The following is an 18,822-nucleotide window of genomic DNA, read 5'->3' as shown; positions in this document are numbered from 1 at the left end:
TTATCTTTGCCATTGTGAAAATTATAAATAACCCGAAATAATAAACGTATGAAAAACAGGAGCATTACCTACCTATTACTATTTGGTATTTGCAGCATGCTATTCGTTCTGCAATCTTGCCAAGAAACGGATGACCTGCGTTCTGAAATTGATTCGCTAAAAAATCGCGTCCAAGTATTGGAAGAAACAGCTAATCAACTGAACACTTCTATCGAAAGTTTACAGTATTTATTAAATGATCCGGTCATCGTGGGTATCACACCTATCGAAAATGGCTATACTGTAGAATTAAGTGACGGAAAAAGTATCACCGTCATGAGTGGAGAAAACGTTAATGCGCTAGTCCCCACTTTATCCGTAGATAACGAAGGATACTGGATTTATAGCACTGATGGAGGCACCACCTACATGCCTCTAAAAGATGCTAATGGCAATAAGATATATGCCATTCCAACCAGTAAGCCGACCGATCCTAACGGGCCGTCCACCCCTATTCAATCTCCTAAACTAAAAGTAGATGCAGAAGGCTATTGGCTAGTTAGCTATGATAATGGAAAAACTTATCAGTATCTGACCAATAATGACGGCAGCAAAATTGAAGCCATTGAAAGTGCCGGAAAAAATTCGATCTTTGACAAGGTAGAATATGATACTACCAGCAAGAAACTAACCATTATATATGGTAGCGATAAGACCATTGAACTTCAAGTGATCGATACATTCTATCTAAAGATAAAAGGTATGGAAAACACTCCTATTTTCCCGTTAAACGAAACACGCCTTTATGAAGTGGAACAACAAGATGTTACAGGAGCGGTGATTAAAGCTCCACAAGGATGGAATGTCGTTTTAAAAGATAATGAACTTTCCATTACTTCACCGAAAGCAAATGATATAGAGAATAAAGAAGAAACAATCAATATTATTATTACTTCTTCTAAAAACTATATCCGCATAATATCTTTCAAAGTACGACTACTGACAACAGGCTACGATGCCAACACATGTGATGTATGGAACAAATTTAACTTAGGACAAGCAGATAATGTACTGCTAGATTTCTCTTATGCTGGTTATAAACATGGTGAAGTCGCACCTCCCGATGTATGGTCTTTAGGTTACACTGTATATAATGTAAAAGATTACGGTGCTATTCCCAATGACGGCAAGTCCGACCGGGAAGCCTTAACCAAAATATTAGCCAAAATAGGCTCAAAAGTGGACAATGCCAAGGCGATAATCTATTTTCCTAAAGGAGAATACATTCTGCATACGGCAGCCGATGATGTAGATGGAAAATCACAAACAATTCAGTTATTAATGGGAGGAGTAATCCTGAAAGGTGACGGACGCGACCAAACTGTCATAAAAATGGATGCCCCTAACCAACCGACCAATCCAAGTGTCATGTATTCCTCACCTGTCATGCTGGAAATCAAGCATAATAGTGGATTATCCCCTATTACCGAGGTTACGGGAAACACCGAAAAGGGGACTTTCTCAGTAGAAGTGGCCTCCACCACAGGTATTAAAGTCGGAGATTGGGTATGTTTACAACTGGCTGATAATAGTCCGGAACTTATCAAAGCAGAATTAGCACCTTACCAACCCACTTCAAACATGACTAATCTACATGAAGATGGCGTACAGGTCTTCGATTATCATTTAGTAGCAGCCATCGACGGGCAAACTGTTACTTTCAAAGAGCCAATCATGCATGCTGTAGATCCACAATGGAAATGGACTATCCAAAAATATCCCCACTATGAGAATGTAGGTGTGGAAGATATGACCTTTGAAGGAAAAGCTAAAGTTGACTTTACTCATCACGGTTCATGGGAGGACGATGGAGCCTACAAGCCTATCAATCTTATTCGCCTGACAAATTCATGGATGCGCCGCGTGGGCTTTCGTAGCGTCAGCGAAGCAAGTTCGATCGTCAACAGTTCCAATGTATCCGTATACGATGTGGTCATTGACGGAAACCGTGGTCACGCAGCTATCCGTTCGCAAGCCTCGTCACGCGTATTTATAGGCAAAGTGACGGACAAATCAAACGGATTCCTTATAGATAACAAAAATGTATACGAACAAGGAGCAGGCCAATACCACGCATGTGGTGTATCCAAGCAAAGTATAGGTGCTGTCATTTGGAATGTAGACTGGGGAACTGACGGTTGCTTTGAGTCTCATGCCACACAACCTCGTGCAACGCTGATTGACCGTTGTACAGGTGGTTTTATGAGATTCCGCCAGGGAGGTGATTACAACCAAATGCCTAATCACTTAGCCGATTTGACTTTGTGGAACTTTAATGCCAAGAACAATGTTGCGGATTCTCCATTCATCTGGTGGGACAACAATTCTCTTTGGTGGAAGTTCCTTCCTCCTATCGTAGTGGGATATCATGGCGGTAGTATTCATTTCGATGAAAGCCAAATGAAGTTGAATGAAGAACAGGGTAATACCGTTACTCCATATTCACTCTATGAAGCCCAATTACGCAAACGTTTAGGTGCAGTTCCGGCTTGGTTAAATTCACTCCAGTAATAACTTTAAAAACAAGATACAATTATGAAGAAACTTTGGTACGTATGTATGTTACTGACTGTATGTCTGGTAGGATGCAATAAGACAGACGACTTATGGGACGACGTTAACGATTTAAAGACTCGTGTTACCGCCCTTGAAAAAACCGTTCAAGATTTGAACTGGAACATTGAAGCCGTACGCGAACTTTGCAAAGAAGGCGCTACCATTACTGATATTGAATTAAAGGATGGTATATATACCATTACATTAAGTAATGGCAAGACACTCAAACTCGTTGAAGAAACCGGAGCGGGTGCCTTGATTCCTCAAATGGGCATCGACAACGATGGTTATTGGACGGTAAGCTATGACAACGGAAGCACTTTCACACAACTGAAAGATAAAAGCGGGAATCCTATAAAAGCAACGGCTGAAAATGGAAAGACTCCTCTTTTCCAAATCGATGCAGCAACAGGATACTGGCAAGTCAGCTACGACGGTAGTACTTATGAGAACGTAAAGGACTCTGCAGGCAATCCTGTAAAAGCAACCGACGGGGAAGCCGTAAAAGATAAATTTTTCAACTCTGTAGAAAAGGTTGGCAACAACTTCAATATTGAATTAAGAGATGGCACAAAGTTATCTATCCCTATCATCAGCAACTTCTACTGCAAGTTTGATGAAAGTATTGTAGGTATACAAAGAATCGCAGCAGGATCTACGAAAGATTTCATTGTACACATGAAGGGCGTAGAATCTTATATCATTACCGCTCCCGAAGGTTGGGAAGCGACTTTGTCTGAACCGTCCGCAGATAACGATGAAGGAACATTGACAATAAAAGCTCCTGCAACAGCAAAAACTCTATCGCGTGCCGTCGCTGATAATACCAAAGACGTATCTATTCTTGCAACTTCAGGAGCATATGCTGCCATCGCAAAAATACAGGTAGAGCTTGGAGAAGCAGAAACACGGATTGACTATAAAGCAAAATTCGATAACGGAGAAAGTATAACAATCGGTGATATCACATTTGATAAAAATACTTATCCCGATGCAGAAGTAGTAGAGTTGGATGGAACAGAACCAGAACTTGACAGCTATATCAATAATTCCAAGAAAGTCAAAATCTTATTCTTAACAGGAAATAATGATTTTACAACAATCAATCCTGTAAACCTTAATAATACAATTATTATCATTGGGAAATATTCTGATTCTAAACCTGTCATTAAACCTAGTAGGGTTTGGAAAACAGTCTCTGGAAATATCTTCATAAAGAATATTCATTTAGATATGAGTAGTTTCACTACTGATGGACAATATTTCAACAATTCGAATACTTCAAGTGCTACTGATTTCACAGCTTTGATCATAGATGAATGTAAGATCAGCGACGTTAAAAACCCAATTTATCAAGATACAGCAAAAGACAATTTGAATGGTATCAATACGATCATTATTAATAGAACTCGTATTATGGTCAATGCAGACAACAAAGCTCTCATACATCTATATACAACCAAAAACTTGGCTCCATACAAGAAATTTGCATTTACCAATAATATAGTATACAGTAAAACACCTTATGTGGGTCAAATATTGAATTGGGGATTACAAACAGACTTTACAGAAGGAAATCTTACTGCAATAATATCTAATAATACAGTAATTAATATTGCAGGAAACAATCCATATTTCAGACATAATAAAGGTAGTCTCACGATGACAAAAAACATCTTTTATGTAGACTCAAGTTTTGCAAAGAATAGCAACCTTTATACTTACGTGGGAAATGATACTCATCCTGTAAGTGTAACTACAGTAGATGTTAAAGATAATATCGTATATGGATTAACAAGTAACAGTAAATGGTATAATTACCATAGCAACTGTGATGCAAGTGTGAAAGTTGACCCCTATGTATTGACTCCTCACGCCACTGCACCACTGACCATTACTGATGTAGAAAACGGTATATTTGTCTTGGCAACAGATATGGATGGATACGGAGCAAACATAGAATAAGAAAACATTACAACATCAATAAAAAAGGATATCCGAATTTGGATATCCTTTTTTATTGACTAATATCCCATTCCGAACTGCCACAACGGCACCACATTCATAAAGCCTCTTTCAATATCATCCTTCACCACAAATCCTTTCTGTACCTCCTGAATCTGCTTTTGTCCCTTTTTCTTTCCTCCCACCTCAAATGTCATATCATCAATCAAGAAATCAGAAACAGGAGAAGCTACTACATCCGAAAAAATACGGGTCTGGTTCAAAAAGAAAGTCTCCCTGATATTTCCAATATTAGAATTATCTTGAGCCAGACTATATATCAAATTGGTATTATCCAGATAAATTTTATCTACTTTCCCTAACCCGCGTATTCCGCCGGTAGCATCTCTCAACTGCGCTATCAACCCTGCCTCTTCAATATAAAGGCAATAATCGGATATATTATTACGGCTCACTTCAAGAATTTTAGCTATACTGCTAAAATTAGGCTTGAACGGCACACTCTTAGCAATGATAGCAAGAAGTTGCTTAAGTTTACGCCCAGTGGAAACATTCATATCAGCAAATTGAGGTATGTCCGACTCCAAAGTCAAATTGATGATCTGTCGCAAACGTATATCAAAATCTTCCTCCAATGCAAAAGGATAGTAGCCTTTCTGCAAATAGTCATGAAAGAGTGGAAGCGGATGCTCCAAACCCGGAATTTCCACTTTATGCGCTACAATATCCTGCAAACTGTATATTCCAGAAGGAATACGATGAAATAAATACAAATACTCACGAAAAGAAAGTCCCTGCATCTGATACATGACAGCGCGACGACTCAAATCTGAAGCTCCTTTATTAATATCCAATACAGATGAACCTGTAAAAACAATATTCAACTCTGAATGATAATCGTAAATCAATTTAAGCTCTTTCGACCAATCTTTATATTTATGAATTTCATCAATAAACAAATACTTGCCTCCCATTTTTACAAAAGCATCTGCCAAGTCAAGCAAACGATGGCTGGCAAAATAAAAATCTTCAGCCGTCACATATAAAGAGTCATTTAAATTCAGCTTTTCTTTAATGTGCTGTAATACAAGAGTCGTCTTCCCTACTCCTCCAGGTCCCGTAAGCCCTATCATGCGACTATTCCAATTTATCCTGGAATAAATATACCGGTGAAACTCAATATTAGTCTCCCGTATCATCTTGTGAAAATACTCAAATAACTTATCCATATAGCATTGGTTTATAGACAAAGATACGATTATTTGCACTATAATAGTGCAAATAACAAAACAAATTGCACTTTCACAGTGCAATTTCAGCTAAAGCCACATCTTTTCCCCCACCACCTTGCAGAAAAACTTTTTTAATTTATCTTTGCATCCAAAACAACCCTACATGAAATACAAACTTATCGTGCTCGATCTTGACGGCACACTCACCAACTCTAAAAAGGAAATCACTCCCCGCAACAGGGAAACTCTGATACGTATGCAAGAGCAAGGAATACGACTGGTATTAGCTTCCGGTCGACCTACTTATGGTATTGTGCCATTAGCTAATGAGTTACGTATGAATGAATTCGGTGGATTCATCCTGTCCTATAACGGAGGAGAAATCATTAATTGGGAAACACAAGAGATGGTATATGAAAATGTGTTGCCTAATGAAGTTGTTCCAGTGCTCTACGAATGTGCCCGTACCCATCAACTAAGTATATTAACCTATGACGGAGCAGAGATAATAACCGAAAACTCTCAAGATCCATACGTATTAAAAGAGGCCTTTCTCAATAAAATGGCAGTTCGGGAGACAAATGACTTCCTGACAGACATCACGCTTCCCGTAGCCAAATGCCTCATCGTAGGAGATTCCGATAAACTGATTCCACTTGAAGCCGAACTTTGTCTCCGGTTACAAGGTCGCATTAATGTTTTCCGTTCAGAACCCTATTTTCTCGAATTAGTCCCGCAAGGTATCGACAAGGCTCTTTCTTTGGCCGTCCTGTTAAAAGAAATAGGAGTAGCGCGTGAAGAAGTTATAGCCATAGGTGATGGATATAATGACCTATCCATGATTAGGTTTGCAGGACTGGGGATTGCCATGGGAAATGCTCAAGAACCTGTAAAGAAAGCAGCAGATTACATCACCCTGAGTAACGAAGAGGATGGTGTAGCCGAAGCAATCAATAAGTTTTGCAATCAACAATAGCCAAACATTTACAGACATGCCGGCAGAGTTTTAGTTTCTCGGTGAGAAACCTTTGGTTTCAAGGAATGAAACTATTGGTTCCTCGGTGTGAAACTGTTAGTTTCATACCGGGAAACAAATCACATTACTGGTAAAAACGACCCGACACTTAAAATCAACCGATTAAAGATAGGGCGCATATTCAGATTTTATACTAACTTTGCGGTTCCAATAAAACAAATATAAAATGTTATGGAACATCAACTTACCATTTACAACACCTTAGATAGAAAGAAAGAGTTGTTTGTACCGCTTCATGCACCTCATGTAGGCATGTATGTATGCGGACCGACTGTTTACGGAGATGCCCATTTAGGACACGCCCGTCCGGCTATAACCTTCGATGTGTTATTCCGCTATCTCACCCACCTAGGATATAAAGTACGCTACGTACGAAATATTACCGACGTAGGTCATCTGGAACACGATGCCGATGACGGAGAAGACAAGATCGCCAAGAAAGCACGTCTGGAAGAGTTGGAACCAATGGAGGTTGTTCAATATTTCCTGAACCGCTATCATAAAGCAATGGAAGCGTTGAATGTACTTTCTCCAAGCATTGAGCCACATGCTTCAGGACATATCATTGAACAAATCCAACTGGTACAGAAGATTTTGGATGCCGGATACGCCTATGAAAGCGAAGGCTCCGTTTACTTCGATGTAGCCAAATACAATAAAGATTACCACTACGGAAAACTTTCCGGACGTAATCTGGACGACGTCTTGAATACCACCCGTGACCTCGACGGACAAAGCGAGAAACGCAATCCCGCCGACTTTGCCCTTTGGAAAAAGGCACAACCTGAACATATCATGCGCTGGCCGTCTCCATGGAGCGATGGTTTCCCCGGATGGCACGCCGAATGTACCGCTATGGGACGCAAATACCTAGGTGAACACTTCGATATTCACGGAGGAGGAATGGACTTGATTTTCCCTCACCACGAATGTGAAATCGCACAATCGGTAGCCTCACAAGGTGATGACATGGTTCACTACTGGATGCACAACAACATGATTACCATCAACGGAACCAAGATGGGTAAATCACTTGGCAACTTCATCACGCTGGACGAATTCTTCACCGGTACTCATAAGCTGCTGGCACAAGCCTACACACCAATGACAATCCGTTTCTTCATCCTGCAAGCTCATTACCGCAGCACGGTAGATTTCAGCAATGAAGCACTGCAAGCATCCGAAAAAGGCCTGCAGCGTCTGATGGAAGCCATTGACGCATTGGATAAGATTACTCCCGCATCGGCAACTTCAGAGGGAATCAACGTGAAAGAACTGCGCGCTAAATGCTACGAAGCAATGAATGACGACTTAAATACACCGATTGTCATCGCACAGCTTTTCGAAGGCGCCCGCATTATAAACAATATCATTGCCGGTAATGCCACCATCTCCGCCGAAGACCTGAAAGACCTGAAAGAAACATTCCATCTGTTCAGCTTCGACATCATGGGATTGAAAGAAGAAAAAGGCTCTTCAGATGGTCGTGAGGCAGCTTACGGCAAGGTAGTAGATATGCTACTGGAACAACGTATGAAAGCGAAAGCCAACAAAGACTGGGCTACTTCCGACGAAATCCGCAACACACTGACAGCACTCGGATTTGAAATCAAAGATACTAAAGACGGTTTCGAATGGAGACTGAATAAGTAACAAGAAAAGAAAGTGCTCAACGCACCGTGTAAATACAAAGAAGACCGGCTCCCCACGAACCGGTCTTCTCTTTTTTCATAGAAACATGATAACTAATACCTCTCTTTAAATTCTTGTTTTCTCTTATCTTATTCACTAATTATTTATTTTCCATGAGCATTTCGACCGGCTGTCCATGCTGACAGGTTACTGTCAGTACGGTCTGGTCTCCCTGCTGTTCCAACCGGACATTTTCCATCGGGCTTGTCAATCTCCAATGTCCTTTAAGCCGTATCTCCTTAGTAATAGGACGACTGGGCTCTTTCGTTGTATACGTCTTCTCTTCTATATTCAGATTCGGATCACAGACGCTTAAACGGATACCCTTATCAGATTCCTTTGCATACATCACCATTGTTTCCGCAGGAATAGCCACGAACACTTTATCAGCGGCAGGCTGATAAGCTTCAAAAGCAGCATACGCCGTGATACCTGTCTTTTTATCATAAACAACGTGAGCAGTCTGATCGCGTTGCAACACCTCGTATGCAGAAGTTTTACGCAGCTCGTCGAGATCAGAAGCAGAAGGCTGTATCAATACCATATATTCATAAGTCCCCTCTTTCGGTGCCTTGCCATGTTCTATCCAGGCAGAAGAGAATTTTCCCTTAGTAACTTCACGCGTCTTTTCGTGCCGTGATTCCTGTTCTGCCACCTGTGAGCGAACGGTTCCGTCCACTACATGATAATAATTGTCATAACCATCATGAAGCCAATAGTTATCCTCTCCTACTTTGGGCTCCTTACCATTATATTTTGTCTGGAAAAGAGTTGTTTCCGTAGGATAATCTACATTGGAGTTCGAAATACCCGTTCCCAGGCAAACCATCCGGTTATCAAAACAGAAAACGGATTTACGGGCCACAAAGTCTGGTGTGAAGTTCTCATAATCCCGTTCTGCCAATTTCATAGCGAACATTCCATTTTTACCATCTAAAGAACTGCTTCCGGAGAAATTCTCTTTGGAGCGTGCCATAGTCGTTCCTCTCAATGGGCTATCAAGCAAGTCGAAAGGCAAATGAATGGTAGTTGTACCCGGCAAACGGTTCCAGTCCCATCCCTCCTGCACAAAACCGCTTCCGGCACGTGACACGGGATTTCCTTTCCCCATAATCTGCACGGAGCCATAACTCTGATAACGTCCGTAACGGTTATCTTTCGTATAAATTTCAGAACCCCATACGTCAGTGGTATACCCTTTCAATGTCACCATCCAGTCCGCACGACGAAAAATGCCTGCCGAACCATAGTTGTAAACGAAGAATCCCTGTGGAGCCTGTGCCGGTTGAATACCTTCCTTCTTGAAGAAACGCGCATTCGGAGTATCACTATTGCGTATCAGACGTAAATAGTCGGCAGCCAGACCACGATCAAACGTATTTCCCTGACCGGACAAATCGCCGGATAAAGCGATATTGGCAAATGCTTCGATATCATCGCTTCCCATCTTCCCTCCAAAAGGATGACGGCCACTGATTCCGATGCCCCATTCATAGAAATTGCAATAATTGCGCATAGCAATAAAGGCTGATTTCATGTGTTTGCGCGCATCTTCTGTCAGTTCAAAGCTTGTACCATTGGTAAATGCAATATATTCTCCTACAGTCGCAAGTACTCCAGTGGTATATCCCGGATAGAAACCGCCATGATGGAAAGTCGTACCGTCTACCTTTATACCACCGATCGTTCCCGGAGTATAACGCAAAGAAGAAGATAGCCAACGTGACAAGCCGCTCAAAGCTTGCGCCTGTTCCCTTGCATCGGGAAACATCATAGCGGAAATAAATTTCGCCATCAATAACGTATGCCAGGAATCCAACAATTCATCACGTGTTGGAGAACATGGCTGACGAGTTTCTTGCAGAGCCGCCCAAAAACGCAATGTGGAGAGATAAGCATCCCGATGAGGATGTTTATAGATAGCATCACGCATCAGCCAGGCAGTTGTATATATCTTACGTACCTGATAACCATAATGATGATTGGTACCCATACCGCTACCATAGGCAAATCCCTGATCGATAGCATAGTCGAATACGGTAAAGTAGTTTTTCTTTGATGTTTCGTTCTGGTTATAACAAGCATCATAGGCAAAACCGGAAAGCATCGTTTCAATATCGTTCCATGACATTTCTCCTTTCTTCTTGTCCTGTTCATCAGGAGCAACAATAGGAGTTCCTATAAATCCCGTTCCGGCGATGGATGGACTGATAGCCGCTTTCTCAAATGTTTTATAGGCAGCATTAATAGGCCCTTGCGGTGCCTTTTTCACTTCCAGAAAGTCAGTCAAACGTTGTTCGATAGTCTTCAGCTCCTTCTTTTGCTCGCTTGTCAGTTTAGAAAGCAGAGGAATATCATACGACTGTTGTTCCCATTTCCACACGAGACACCAATGCCACAGGTCACGATTAGACAGCCCATTATTGGTAGGCAACTGCTGGTCGGGAGTGGTACGAAGATTCATTTTCTTTTCCGGGAAAATCAGACGGTCAAGAAAGATACGCCCCTTCCGTTGCGGGGCAACCAGTCGATAGGCTACGATCTTCTTATCTTTCTTGTCGCCCTGCATATACTCAAAAGAGATCCAGCAAGCCCGCCAACCTGCTGCCTGCAAACGATAAGAGAACCAATAAGAGACTTCTCCCTCCTTATTCAGAAACTCAAAACGAATAGAATCCTGCTGTGGTTTCTCATTATAAATCCACAAGGTAATGCCGAACTGCTTCTCGTTTCTCGTATTCAACGATAAAGGAGCAATTTGAACATCCAGCGTAGAACCGGGCTGAAAGTCCCATTCCAGACTACTTTCACCCTCTTTGTAAAAAAGAGAAGAGATTTTCACTTCTCCCTTTCCGGAAACTGTAAATGCTTCGGGCACTTCTTCTTCAAATCCGATGAGTTGAGCGAAAGCTGAAGGAATGATTCCCAAAAGGAATAATACTATAAAACAACTGTTTTTCATTACTATTTTCAATTTAAACGCGGATGCGGATTAACACCTATTATTGTCGCAGAGATTTACTCCTAAAATTGGCACTTATTTGCGTTAATCAGCGTTTTATAAATTACTAATCGCTAATAAGGAATCCGATCCGACAGAATCTTTTCCGTATACCAAGGATCATTAATTTCCTTCAACATAGCTCCCATTTCACCGCAAAGTTGTGCCACAATCTCCTTATTTTCTTCCAAAGGCAGGTTATGCAGTTGATATGGATCTTTTACATCATCGAATAAGAGGCTTTTCTTCAATTGCTTCGTATCACGGTCGATATATAACGCCAATGTATATTGAGCCGTCTTGATACCTCTTGAAGAAGGGAAATAAGTCTGCACCAATCCATTTTCATCTTTATCGCCATCTACATTCTGAATATACAGTGCACCTGTAGGACGAACAATTTCAGCCTTTTCATCGAAGAAAAGAGGAGCGAAATTACGTCCCTGCACTTCCGCCGGAATAGAATCACCCAATCCGCACAAGCCAAGCACCGTAGGCATAATATCAGGAGCGGAGAGCAATAAATCATCTACCCTCGGCTGAATCTTACCGGGAAAACGAACCAGGAACGGAATATTCATGGATTCAGAATAAGGGGAATTCTTCGGATCATCAGTGCGCTGGCTACACATCGTCTCACCATGATCGGAAGCAAAGATTACGACTGTATTCTTATCCAATCCCAATTCTTTCAATGTCGTCAAAATCTGTCCGAAAGCACGGTCTACTCCGGTAACGGAAGCGAAATAATAACGTGCAGACTCCGCTTTCTTCATCTTCAAATCGACATTCGGACGAATCAACAGACTATCCAGAGGCTGATCTTTATAAAGATTAAAATCCTGCTCTTCACAGTCATTCAAGGAGCGATACGGGCTGTGAGGAGGATTCATGCCCACCATTATGAAGAAAGGTTTCTTGGTATCACGTACGTTACCGTCATTTTTCAGATAAGAAATGACTTTGCCTGATTCGTGTAAAGGTGACCATTCCTTCGGATCGTGTCTCTTACCATCCGTATCCCAATAATGCGGGTTCTTGTGTTCGTCAAATGTTCCGTAAGAATACCAGTAGTTAAAGCCGTGCCGGCGTTCTTTCGGTGTATAGGCATCCCATGCCGGACGTTTTTCTTCCACATACTGTCCCGGATGTTCGGGATCGTTCGGAGTCGGGAAGTCAGCGTGAAGTTTACCAAAATAAGCACAGTCATAACCTGCTTTGCTGAACACATCGCCGATACATTCCGCATCCTCGCGTAAGGAACTGATCGGACGTGTAGAATTGCAATTCAATGGTACACCGCTTTTGTTCGGATACATACCGGTCAGTAACATTCCACGATGAGGGCTGCTCAACGGACAGTTACTCTGTGCAGACGACAAGACCATAGATTCACGTGCAAAGGCATCCAGATTAGGAGTATGCACGGGGTCTCCTTCAAAGTTTACTTTATCCCGAAATCCGTCCTGCCTCCAGAAGCCCATCGCCTGGTTACGGTATTGATCGGGAAATACATAGATTATATTAGGATGCTCCGCTTGTTGGGGCGCTTGCTTCGGAGCCTTGCAACCTTGTGCGGCAAACAGCGTCAAGCCTCCTACAAGAAGGTTTATAGGTTTATTCATGATGGTTTATGATAAATGATTAAAAACAGGTAAATGACAAACGGTCAATAGAAAGTTATAGACAGCAAGTAGCGAATGATAAACGGTAAACATGTTCCGTCAGAATCCGCTAAGCATTCACCGTTCACTGTTTACCGTTCATTATCTATTTCTTATTTCTTTTCCAAATCTCTTTTACGCATCAGTCCTTCCAGGAAGTAATAGTCAGCATAGTTCAGAGGAACGTCAATTTCCTGACCGTGAGGAATACTGCCAACCGAATGCATCAGGATAAAGTTTCCATTTGTTCCAACTTCTGCGCGATAAGCAGGTGAGCCCAAACTTTCCATTATCTTATCAGCCGTTTCCTTGTAGTGGTTGCCCGGCAGATAGCCATCCAGTTCATAAAGGGCAGAGGCTGTACAAGCTGCTGCAGAAGCATCGCGCGGTTCGTTCGGAATATTCGGAGCATCATAATCCCAGTATGGTACGAGGTCTTCCGGCAGGTTCTTATTATTAAAGATGAAGTTATAGACCTTTTGTGCCTGGTCGAGATATTTCTTGTCTTTGGTATAGCGATAGCAGGTAGTATATCCATACAGGGCCCATGCTTGTCCGCGAGCCCAAGCCGATTCGTCGGCATATCCCTGTGCAGTTTGTCTCTTACGCACTTCTCCTGTCTCCGGATCGTAATCTACCACATGGTAGCAGCTGTTGTCCGGACGGAAGTGGTGAGCCATTGTTGTATCAGCATGTTTCACTGCAATATTGTAGAAAGTAGAATCTCCGGAAAGAGCTGTTGCTTCAAATAAGAGTTCGAGATTCATCATATTATCAATAATCACCGGACATTTCCATCCCCGTGTTCCCTGCCAACCTTTATCGGCATCCCATGACTGGATAACGCCTGCATTCGGACGAAAACGAGTGGACAATGATTTGGCAGCTTCTATAATGACGTCTTTGTACTCTTTCTTATCTGCCATGCGATAGCCGTTCAGATAACTGCAACCAATCATGAAACCTACATCATGATGCCATTTCAGATATTTCACAGAATCAAGAGCTTCTGTGTATTTCTCAGCCAGCGACAACCATTTCTTATCACCCGTCAGGTTATAAGTCAACCATATACTACCGGGAAAGAATCCGGAGCACCAGTCTTCCATCGGTATGTAAGAGATACTCCCATCTTCGTTGATTGTTCTCGGATTCAAGATTTTACCGGACTTCTCAATAATGTCCGTCTGGATTGTGTTCTGTGCCACAGCGTTGTCGATGTTGTCCTGAATAAAGTCTACTTCAACCTTTTTTTGTCCACCGCAACTCGTAAAGATCAATAGGGAAAGTCCTAATGCGCTAAGAATTGTTTTCATAATACAGGGATTATTTGTTAAGTGATTAATTTTCCTGATGGCAAAAGTAGTGCATTTAAATAGAATTGACCGACCTAAATAATCCAAATGAAGGACAATTTTGGTACATTTCACTGAAAAATGAAGGAATGGATAGAATTATATATTCAAAAAAACAGAGTCCAGATACAAAGAAAGTATCTGAATTCTGTTTTCTCAATTATATAATATTGCAAACTATATCTATAATTCGAATGGCTACAGATGAGTTGCCTTGTTCAGCCAAATGGCTAATCCGGCTTCTTACTTTAAACTTTCACAAATTTCCGTATTTACCCTCTTCAAATTCTGTTCATCCAGTTTTATTACTTTGCGGTCGTATGTCATCAATCCGTTCACTTCGATCTCAACATCTGTAGTCTGTGTATAAACAGCAGCCGAGAATCCGCGTGCAATCATATCCTTCAGCATATTAGCATATTTCAGATACTCATTGGTAGCTTCTTTGGAAGTACTAAACTGAACATACCCCCAATTACGATTCGGCTCCCAAAGATGCTCCTTCAACACTAAACCAATTCCTCCATACTCTCCGAGTACAGTTGCACGCTGTGCGTCATATAAATACATCTCCGGACCGGGATAATTATGCAAATCAAGCATATCACCACAGGTATAATGATTACCTCCACTAGCAGGATTCACTAAACGGGAAGGATCATATTGCTTTGTCCATTCTGCTATTTCAGGGGTTTTAAATTGCCCCCAAGCCTCATTGAAAGGTACCCATGTGCCAATACAAGGATAAGAGTAAAGGCAGTCGATAATTTCTTTCCATTCTTTACGATAAATAGCCTCTGATTCAGCAGACCGTTTAAATTCTGTTCCCTCAAAATACTTCCGATTCTGCCACTCGGGATTCTTATCGCCACTCGGCATGTCCTGCCACACAATAACCCCTAAACGATCACAATACGTATACCAACGGGCAGGCTCTACTTTTATATGTTTGCGAATCATATTATATCCAAAATCTTTTGTCTTTTGAATATCATATACTAAAGCCTCATCCGAAGGTGCCGTATACAAGCCATCCGGCCACCAGCCCTGATCTAAAAGACCAAATTGAAACAAGTCCTTATTATTCAATTGTAGACGTACAATTCCATTTTTATCGCGTTTCGTTGAATATTTACGCATGGCAGTATAGCTCTTAACCTTATCGATCAACTTATTTTCTGAATACAGACAAATTTCCATATCATATAAAAACGGAGAATCCGGTGACCACCACTTTACATCAGACGGCATAGCAATTTCAACCGGAATACCATTTACGGAACTTCCTACAGCCACCAACTGCTTTCCTTCTAATACCTTCACCTCCAATTTATCTGAAAGCATCTGATGATCTGTCATAACCTCTACTGTCAACTTATTCCTGTCAATATCAGGAGTCGTTTTGATATTGCCAATCGACCGGATTGGCACAGGTTCTAGCCAAACTGTTTGCCAAATACCACTGACAGGAGTATACCAGATACCTCCCGGCTTACTAACCTGTTTTCCTCTAGGTTGAGGACCTTTATCAGTCGGGTCCCACACTTTCACGATCAATTCATTTTCCCCATTCAGCAAGGCAGGCGTGATATCAAAAGAAAAAGGAGTAAATCCTCCTGTATGTTGTCCCACCTTTACCTTATTTACCCAAACATCCGCTTTCCAGTCAACAGCCCCAAAATGCAATAAGATCCTATGTCCTTTCCATTTGGAGGGAACCGAGAATTGACGCTGATACCAAAGTTCATTCTTCTCCCCAAGGCTTTTCCCCACTCCGGACAAGCTTGATTCTACAGCAAAAGGAACTAAAATCCGACCATCATAACTTTGTGGCATAGCTTGACCTACCGGAGAAATAGCATAATTCCACAATCCGTTCAGATTTATCCAGTCAGCACGTTCCATAATTGGGCGGGGATATTCGGGCAACACGTTTTCAACATCTATTTTCGCCGCCCATTCCGTCATAATTCGACCGCCAACCGGTTTCCACTGTGCAAATAGATAAACACTATTAATAAGTATCACTAAAGAACATACAATTTTTCTCATCTACATTATTTCTATTAAGAGTATTTTTACTAGGTCAAGTTATTCCAATATAATATCAAACTGATCGTAAGGTGCCGTACGATGTGCCAGATGCCTGGTCAATTTTGAAATCCCAAACAAGGGAGAATAAGTACGTACTTTGATCGTTTTACCATCCGGCATAAATTCCAGAATGCGAAGCCAACCATCCCCTCCGTTCCCTTCCGGACCGCCTCCTACATATTGTACATTAAACGTCATTTGTGATACATCTTTCCCGGCACTGTTCTTATCCACCCGATAAGCCACATTATTCTCATATTCACCGGTGCCTCTTCCCACATGTCCGCAAAGTACGAGACGGATATTGGAAGAAGGATAAATAAGTTTCTCCCAAATAGCCTGCCCCGAGTTTTGTGGAGAAATCTTATACCCATCTTTCGTAACGCGCTTATTACCTATATCAAGATAAGAATGAGTGATAAAAATCACCTTATGATTCTTGTATTCCGGCTTGTTTACCAAATTTTTCGCCCATTGCAGCACTTCATCACGAGGCACAAACTCTACTGCTATAACCAAAATCTTTCCCCATCCCGGCTCATCAAACTCAAAAGCCGAATTCTCTAAAGACGCCCTGCCTTCACGATTAGGAAATTCACTGACACAGATATTCCGCCAGGTAGAATTTCGTTCAAAAGGAATATAATCAGGAAAATAAGTACGACCGTTTTCTGCGGCTTTGTATCCATAATCATGATTGCCTGCGGCAATAATATAAGGTACTTTGTTATCCAGTCTTTTCAAAGCCTGCGATGCTGCCTCCCACATTTCACGACTGGTCTGGTTCAGCATCTTACGGTTTAATACATTATTATCATTCTGCTCCACCAAATCGCCTGTACAAAGGACAGCTTTAATTTTAAGCGACTCTATATTGTCCGCAATCCATGCGGTACAAAGATCAAAAAGCGGCTGGTTAATATCATACTTGGTATATCCCTGTGGATCACCGAGCAAAATCATAGAAAAGGATTCCGGATTGACCAATTTCTGGGGATCAGCCCGATGCTGCGCCGGGAGACAAGTAGCAGAAGCACACAATATCCCGGCCAATAAATAGTTGAATAGTTTCATAAGTTACTCTTTTTCTTCTTCGTTTTTAAATACAGGTGCACGAGATACGGATGCCGGTGTGCCATTAGTAATATAAGGCCAGCCATCACTACTCCATTGTATGCGGTCACACATCAATTGACGACCATTATCTATTTTCGCTTTCTGCCAGGCATGATAGAAGAACCAGTCATTACCCTCGTCATCCGTGATAATTTCGGAATTGTGTCCGGTTCCGGCAAACAGGTTATTACCCTGTAGAATTACTTCATTATAACTACTATTTTCTTTCATCACAGTACCGTTTTTACCCACATAAGGACCTTCGATATTTTTAGAACGCCCCACCACTACACGATACGTACTTCTTTCCTCTTCACAACAACTACCCGTAGAGCCAAATAGATAATAATAATTCCCGCGTTTATGAACCATGATGCCTTCTATTGAAGGACCCGCTATCTTTTCGGAAACAGCCCCTTTAATGGATAGACCGTCAGCACTTAACTCTACATAACGGATACCTCCTTCATAGCCTTTAGAAGTACTATTATAACTTCCCCAGAAAAGATACTTCTTACCATTATCTTCAAAATAACAAGGGTCGATGCACTGCATAGTACCAGAATTGTAGTCAAGAAGTTTTCCGTGATCCGTAAAAGGTCCTACAGGAGAGTCGCTGACCGCCACCCCGATACAACTATTCTTAGGCAAGTCCCAGTGCCCGAGAGTATAATAGAGCACATATTTGCCATTGATATAGTTAATGTCCGGAGCCCATAAGCGAGTGTCCGGCTGCCAGTTCGGTTTTTGCAGAAAGGCTGCCCCAGCATAAGTCCACTGTGTCATATTAGTAGATTTGTAAATCGGAATATAGATATTATCCTGTTGGGTAACATACAAATAAAAGTTCCCGTCTGCCGCATGAATTATAGTCGGATCAGGCAACTGTTTGCCGACTATAGGATTGGAGAATGAAACAGGGTTAGGTGTACTCCCCCCACCCCCCATTTCCATTACCGTTACCCGGCCCATCCGGTTGTTCGTCAGAGCCACCGGAACATGCCATGATACACAATGCTGTCGCAATTAAAAAAGATATTTTTTCATATATACTTTATTAGTTAAAACTAAG

Annotated in this window: 11 protein-coding genes; 4 read left to right on the top strand and 7 right to left on the bottom strand. The window is 41.7% G+C overall.

Translation table 11 applies throughout. The annotated features are described in order from the left end of the window. Positions 1-48: 48 nt before the first annotated feature. Positions 49-2,550, top strand: a complete 2,502-nt coding sequence (locus HMPREF9010_RS11890) for a DUF4955 domain-containing protein (RefSeq protein ID WP_008649072.1) — start codon at positions 49-51, stop codon at positions 2,548-2,550. A 24-nt stretch (positions 2,551-2,574) separates the two neighbouring features. Then, positions 2,575-4,560 (top strand): PL29 family lyase N-terminal domain-containing protein, encoded by a 1,986-nt coding sequence (locus HMPREF9010_RS11895; protein WP_008649070.1) that lies wholly within the window; start codon positions 2,575-2,577, stop codon positions 4,558-4,560. 59 nt (positions 4,561-4,619) lie between these two features. Here HMPREF9010_RS11895 and HMPREF9010_RS11900 read toward each other — a convergent pair whose 3' ends face one another. Then, positions 4,620-5,789 carry an ATP-binding protein gene (locus HMPREF9010_RS11900; RefSeq protein ID WP_008649069.1) on the bottom strand — a complete coding sequence of 390 codons (1,170 nt, stop codon included), beginning with the start codon at positions 5,787-5,789 and terminating at the stop codon, positions 4,620-4,622. Between the two features lie 166 nt (positions 5,790-5,955). Here HMPREF9010_RS11900 and HMPREF9010_RS11905 point away from each other — a divergent pair, with 166 nt between their 5' ends. Both HMPREF9010_RS11905 and cysS read left to right on the top strand, forming a co-directional pair. Continuing rightward, on the top strand, positions 5,956-6,768 hold the full coding sequence (locus HMPREF9010_RS11905) for a Cof-type HAD-IIB family hydrolase (RefSeq protein WP_008649067.1): 813 nt from the start codon (positions 5,956-5,958) through the stop codon (positions 6,766-6,768). A gap of 231 nt (positions 6,769-6,999) precedes the next feature. Then, positions 7,000-8,481, top strand: a complete 1,482-nt coding sequence (cysS, locus tag HMPREF9010_RS11910) for a cysteine--tRNA ligase (RefSeq protein WP_008649066.1) — start codon at positions 7,000-7,002, stop codon at positions 8,479-8,481. Positions 8,482-8,620: 139 nt separating this feature from the next. On the opposite strand, the gene HMPREF9010_RS11915 is transcribed toward cysS, so the two are convergent. The 6 genes from HMPREF9010_RS11915 to HMPREF9010_RS11940 all read right to left on the bottom strand — a co-directional run bounded on the left by HMPREF9010_RS11915 (position 8,621) and on the right by HMPREF9010_RS11940 (position 18,776). Further along, complete coding sequence (locus HMPREF9010_RS11915) at positions 8,621-11,482, bottom strand: chondroitinase family polysaccharide lyase (RefSeq protein ID WP_008649065.1); 2,862 nt, start codon at positions 11,480-11,482, stop codon at positions 8,621-8,623. A 113-nt stretch (positions 11,483-11,595) separates the two neighbouring features. Beyond that, positions 11,596-13,146: a sulfatase gene (locus HMPREF9010_RS11920; RefSeq protein ID WP_008649064.1), complete on the bottom strand. Its 1,551-nt coding sequence runs from the start codon at positions 13,144-13,146 to the stop codon at positions 11,596-11,598. Positions 13,147-13,298: 152 nt separating this feature from the next. Continuing rightward, positions 13,299-14,501: a glycoside hydrolase family 88 protein gene (locus HMPREF9010_RS11925; protein ID WP_008649062.1), complete on the bottom strand. Its 1,203-nt coding sequence runs from the start codon at positions 14,499-14,501 to the stop codon at positions 13,299-13,301. Between the two features lie 282 nt (positions 14,502-14,783). Continuing rightward, the gene (locus HMPREF9010_RS11930) at positions 14,784-16,592 is read right to left on the bottom strand and encodes a glycoside hydrolase family 2 protein (protein ID WP_008649060.1); all 1,809 of its coding nucleotides are present in this window, start codon (positions 16,590-16,592) and stop codon (positions 14,784-14,786) included. A gap of 39 nt (positions 16,593-16,631) precedes the next feature. Continuing rightward, positions 16,632-17,708 carry a metallophosphoesterase gene (locus HMPREF9010_RS11935; protein WP_008649058.1) on the bottom strand — a complete coding sequence of 359 codons (1,077 nt, stop codon included), beginning with the start codon at positions 17,706-17,708 and terminating at the stop codon, positions 16,632-16,634. Between the two features lie 3 nt (positions 17,709-17,711). Next, positions 17,712-18,776, bottom strand: a complete 1,065-nt coding sequence (locus HMPREF9010_RS11940; RefSeq protein ID WP_008649051.1) for a family 43 glycosylhydrolase — start codon at positions 18,774-18,776, stop codon at positions 17,712-17,714. Positions 18,777-18,822 lie beyond the last annotated feature (46 nt).

Origin of the sequence: Bacteroides sp. 3_1_23, from assembly GCF_000162555.1 — a bacterium.
In the GTDB taxonomy this organism is placed as follows: domain Bacteria; phylum Bacteroidota; class Bacteroidia; order Bacteroidales; family Bacteroidaceae; genus Bacteroides; species Bacteroides ovatus.
The sequence above is the reverse complement of the archived record's forward strand: the minus strand, read 5'-3'. Positions and strand labels throughout refer to the sequence as shown.

What these genes read in the sequence shown, in the direction of transcription:
- HMPREF9010_RS11890 (WP_008649072.1), top strand. Translation starts at nt 49, where the DNA reads ATGAAAAACAGGAGCATTACCTACCTATTACTATTTGGTATTTGCAGC.
- HMPREF9010_RS11895 (WP_008649070.1), top strand. Translation starts at nt 2,575, where the DNA reads ATGAAGAAACTTTGGTACGTATGTATGTTACTGACTGTATGTCTGGTA.
- HMPREF9010_RS11900 (WP_008649069.1), bottom strand. Translation starts at nt 5,789, where the DNA reads ATGGATAAGTTATTTGAGTATTTTCACAAGATGATACGGGAGACTAAT.
- HMPREF9010_RS11905 (WP_008649067.1), top strand. Translation starts at nt 5,956, where the DNA reads ATGAAATACAAACTTATCGTGCTCGATCTTGACGGCACACTCACCAAC.
- cysS (WP_008649066.1), top strand. Translation starts at nt 7,000, where the DNA reads ATGGAACATCAACTTACCATTTACAACACCTTAGATAGAAAGAAAGAG.
- HMPREF9010_RS11915 (WP_008649065.1), bottom strand. Translation starts at nt 11,482, where the DNA reads ATGAAAAACAGTTGTTTTATAGTATTATTCCTTTTGGGAATCATTCCT.
- HMPREF9010_RS11920 (WP_008649064.1), bottom strand. Translation starts at nt 13,146, where the DNA reads ATGAATAAACCTATAAACCTTCTTGTAGGAGGCTTGACGCTGTTTGCC.
- HMPREF9010_RS11925 (WP_008649062.1), bottom strand. Translation starts at nt 14,501, where the DNA reads ATGAAAACAATTCTTAGCGCATTAGGACTTTCCCTATTGATCTTTACG.
- HMPREF9010_RS11930 (WP_008649060.1), bottom strand. Translation starts at nt 16,592, where the DNA reads ATGAGAAAAATTGTATGTTCTTTAGTGATACTTATTAATAGTGTTTAT.
- HMPREF9010_RS11935 (WP_008649058.1), bottom strand. Translation starts at nt 17,708, where the DNA reads ATGAAACTATTCAACTATTTATTGGCCGGGATATTGTGTGCTTCTGCT.